The organism is Rhodococcus marinonascens NBRC 14363 (assembly GCF_001894885.1).
GTDB classification, from domain to species: Bacteria; Actinomycetota; Actinomycetes; order Mycobacteriales; family Mycobacteriaceae; genus Rhodococcus_F; species Rhodococcus_F marinonascens.
The window spans coordinates 1-3,921 of record NZ_BCXB01000062.1 but is presented as its reverse complement, the minus strand read 5'-3'; the positions used below and the strand labels follow the sequence as shown (position 1 = coordinate 3,921).

General features: G+C 65.2%; 3 protein-coding genes. 1 reads left to right on the top strand and 2 read right to left on the bottom strand.

Going from position 1 to position 3,921, the window contains the following annotated elements; translation table 11 throughout:
- Nucleotides 1–1,024: 1,024 nt before the first annotated feature.
- A complete protein-coding gene (locus RM2_RS22035; RefSeq protein ID WP_072691630.1) occupies nt 1,025–2,122 on the bottom strand; it encodes a beta-propeller fold lactonase family protein in 1,098 nt (365 codons plus the stop codon).
- Between the two features lie 1,316 nt (nt 2,123–3,438).
- Here RM2_RS22035 and RM2_RS24730 point away from each other — a divergent pair.
- Nucleotides 3,439–3,594: a hypothetical protein gene (locus RM2_RS24730; RefSeq protein ID WP_169846800.1), complete on the top strand. Its 156-nt coding sequence runs from the start codon at nt 3,439–3,441 to the stop codon at nt 3,592–3,594.
- Between the two features lie 33 nt (nt 3,595–3,627).
- Here the strand turns inward: RM2_RS24730 and RM2_RS22030 are convergent.
- Nucleotides 3,628–3,921 (bottom strand): YncE family protein (locus tag RM2_RS22030; protein ID WP_169846799.1); only part of this gene is annotated, 294 nt, incomplete at its 5' end.

The following is a 3,921-nucleotide window of genomic DNA, read 5'->3' as shown; positions in this document are numbered from 1 at the left end:
CACTGAATGCGGTGTTGGCCCCGGAATCCTGAAGCTGGCCCCAGCCGCAAAGTAGTTTCTCGCTCAGGGTGACTCACCTACTGTTGTCGGCGTCGTGGGCTGTCGCGTGCGAGGTGGCGGTAAATGGACTTGCGGGAGACGCCCGAATATTTCGCCGACCAGCTCGACGGCGTGTTTACGTTTTCCGCGCTGGTCGAGTTCGTCGTACTCTCGCGGGCCTCGAGCACCGGCAACCCGGTCAGGCTCGAGGGCCGCCCGCCGAACCGGCCGCGAGCACCGAGACGCACCTCCCGCGCTACCGCACATAGTTTCCGGAGTCGACTCGACGTGAACGATTCGTCGAGCCAGGTCGATTCAAGCCTTACCGCACATAGTGTGCCGCTATCTGCAGTAACTCCTTAGCGCCGGATTCCGGGCAGATGTCCCTCAACCCACGTCACCGGCTCACTCTCCGACTCGAAGCAGGCGAGCACGATGTGGCCTCCAGGCGTGAGCACACGACGGAACTCGGCCATTTACGAACAAGTCCTACCGAAGTTGGCGACCGTGACCCCGCAGTGCGGGACCACGAAGACGGTAACGGGTCGGTTCCTGACTCCTCGGTTAGTCAGGCCCGTTTACCGCCAGGGCGAAACGCTGCGTGCAAACCATCACTGACCAGGGCTGACAGCCCGAAATCGGAGGAGAGAAAATGGCGGCAGCAGAGGTGTGCTTCACGGACAGTGTGTCGGCGCATTGGCTGATCCATCAGGCTTTTCTGCACCGCCACCGCGTCCTGAAGTGAATCGCCTCGGGGTGTCCGGACACTTCACTGTGTGGACCAGTGAGAGTGATGGTGATGATCACCGGGCCGCGACCGAAGTTCCCCGGAACCCGGGACATCCTCCAGAAAGGCCGGCCTGTGCACGACGACTTGGTGGGCTGCCGGTTCACGGGACCACCGCCCAAGCCCTGTCAACAAACCGGATGAGGCCGCCACCCTCACGCCTAGGCGGCGCCCTCATTCGGCTTCATGGTGCGGGTGTCAGCTGAAAAAGCTGCCCCAGCCGCTGCCCGAGCCTGTGCCCGAACCGAAGTCGAGGCACAACGATCCGGTGCACTTCTCGATGGCGATCACCGACACCGTGTTGCCGCCACTGTTGGTGACGTAGGCGCGGGACCCGTCCGGCGTGATCGCCACCCCGACCGGGCTGGCCCCGACCGCGACGGTCTCGACCACCGTGTTGGTGCCGGTGTCGATCACCGACACCGTGCCGTCCGACTGGTTGGTGACGTAGACACGGGATCCGTCCGGGGTGATCGCCACCCCTTGAGGGAGGGCCCCGACCATGATCGGCAACCCGACCACCGTGTTGGTGCCGGTCTCGATCACCGACACCGAACCGTCGCCGAAGTTGGTGACGTAGACACGGGATCCGTCCGGGGTGATCGCCACCCCGAACGGGGCGGCCCCGACCATGATCGGCGGCCCGACCACCAGGTTGGTGCCGGTGTCGATCACCGACACCGTGCCGGCGAGGCCGCGGGCGACGTAGGCGTGGGATCCGTCCGGGGTGACCGCCACCCCGATCGGATCGTTCCCGACCGGAATGGTGTCGACCACCATGTTGGTGCCGGTGTCGATCACCGACACCGTGCCGGCACCGCCGTTGGCGACGTAGGCGAAGGCCCCGTCCGGGGTGATCGCCACCCCGCGCGGGGCGATTCCGACCGGGACGGTCCCGATGACCGTGTTGGTGCCGGTGTCGATCACCGACACCGTGCCGGCAACGTTGTTGACGATGTAGGCGCGGGTTCCGTCCGGGGTGATCGCCACCCCTTGCGGGACGGCCCCGACCGGGATGGGCGGGCCGACCACCATGTTGGTGCCGGTGTCGATCACCGACACCGTGCCGGCACCGCCGTTGGCGACGTAGGCGAAGGCCCCGTCCGGGGTGACCGCCACCCCGAGCGGGGCGATTCCGACCGGGACGGTGTCGATGACGGTATCGGCGGCCGCGGACGCCGCCCCCATCCCGGCCATACCCAGGACCATCGCGGCGGTGGCGGTCGCTGCGAGTGTGAGACGCGCGGCGCGCCCCCCGACCCTGCGGTAACGGTGCACCGTGCTGTGCTGATTCACATTCGTCTCCTACCTCGAGGGGAACAACCTGGATCAACCTTCGTCATGTCGGGAACTGGCCGTCGGAACCGAAACCCAGCCCACCGGAGGCTAACAACCGGATTTCGATTCCGACCCCAAATCCGCCGAACTCCTCACAGGCACAAGGCCGCACAAGGTATCATCGAACACCCGAACGGCCGGGCCGAGGGATCAACGCGGGCGTGAACGAAGGGTTACCCCGGTAGTGCTCTCAGCCGGGCATCTGGTCGTCGTTCGACAAGTTCTCTTCCGCCGCAGGGACTCCCGCCGACGTAGAGACCGCCGTGGCCGCGATCGAGGACGCCGTCACCACACCGCTAGAAACCGCAATACCTTAGTACCTCGACACCTTGGTACTGATGGACGCGAGCTGCACGCGTCTCGCAAACGATCGTCATACGGGACAACCGTCTAGATGGGAGTTGAGGGACAGACGCCCGAGATCCGGCGCTAAGCACTGAATGCGGTGTTGGCCCCGGAATCCTGAAGCTGGCCCCAGCCGCAAAGTAGTTTCTCGCTCAGGGTGACTCACCTACTGTTGTCGGTGTCGTGGGCTGTCGCGTGCGAGGTGGCGGTAAATGGACTTGCGGGAGACGCCCGAATATTTCGCCGACCAGCTCGACGGTGTGTTTACGTTTTCCGCGCTGGTCGAGTTCGTCGTACTCTCGCGGGCCTCGAGCACCGGCAACCCGGTCAGGCTCGAGGGCCGCCCGCCGACCCGGCCGCGAGCACCGAGACGCACCTCCCGCGCTACCGCACATAGTTTCCGGAGTCGACTCGACGTGAACGATTCGTCGAGCCAGGTCGATTCAAGCCTTACCGCACATAGTGTGCCGCTATCTGCAGTAACTCCTTAGTGCCGGATTCCGGGCAGATGTCCCTCAACCCCCGTCACCGGCTCACTCTCCGACTCGAAGAAGGCGAGCAAGATGTGGCCTCCAGGCGTGAGCACACGACGGAACTCGGCCATGTACGAACAAGTCATACCGAAGTTGGCGACCGTGACCCCGCAGTGCGGGACCACGAAGACGGTAACGGGTCGGTTCCTGACTCCTCGGTTAGTCAGGCCCTTTTACCGCCAGGGGCGAAACGCTGCGTGCAAACCATCACTGACCTGGGCTGACAGCCCGAAATCGGAGGAGAGAAAATGGTGACGGCAGGGGTGTGCTTCACGGACTGTCAGCGTGCCGGCGTACTGGCTGATCCATCAGGCTTTTCTGCACCGTCACCGCGTCCTGAAGTGAATCGCCCCCGGGGTGTCCGGACACTTCACTGTGTGGACGAGAGTGAGAGTGATGGTGATGGTCACCGGGCCGCCACCGAAGTTCCCCGGAACCCGGGACATCCTCCAGAAAGGCCGGCCTGTGCACGACGACCCGGTGGGCTGCCGGTTCACCGGACCGCCAAGCCCCGTCAACGAACCGAGTGAGGCCGACACCCTCACGGCCTAGGCGGCGGCCTCATCCGGTTTCACGGTGCGGGTGTCAGCTGAAAAAGCTGCCCCAGCCGCTGCCCGAGCCTGTGCCTGAGCCGAAGTCGAGGCACAACGATCCGGTGCACCGGTCGATGCCGATCACCGACACCGTGTTGTCGCCAAGGTTGGCGACGTAGGCGCGGGACCCGTCCGGGGTGATCGCCACCCCTTGCGGGGCGGCCCCGACCGGGACGGTCTCGACCACGGTGTTGGTGGCGGTGTCGATCACCGACACCGTGCCGTCACCAACGTTGGTGACGTAGGCGCGGGTTCCGTCCGGGGTGACCGCCACCCCGACCGGGAA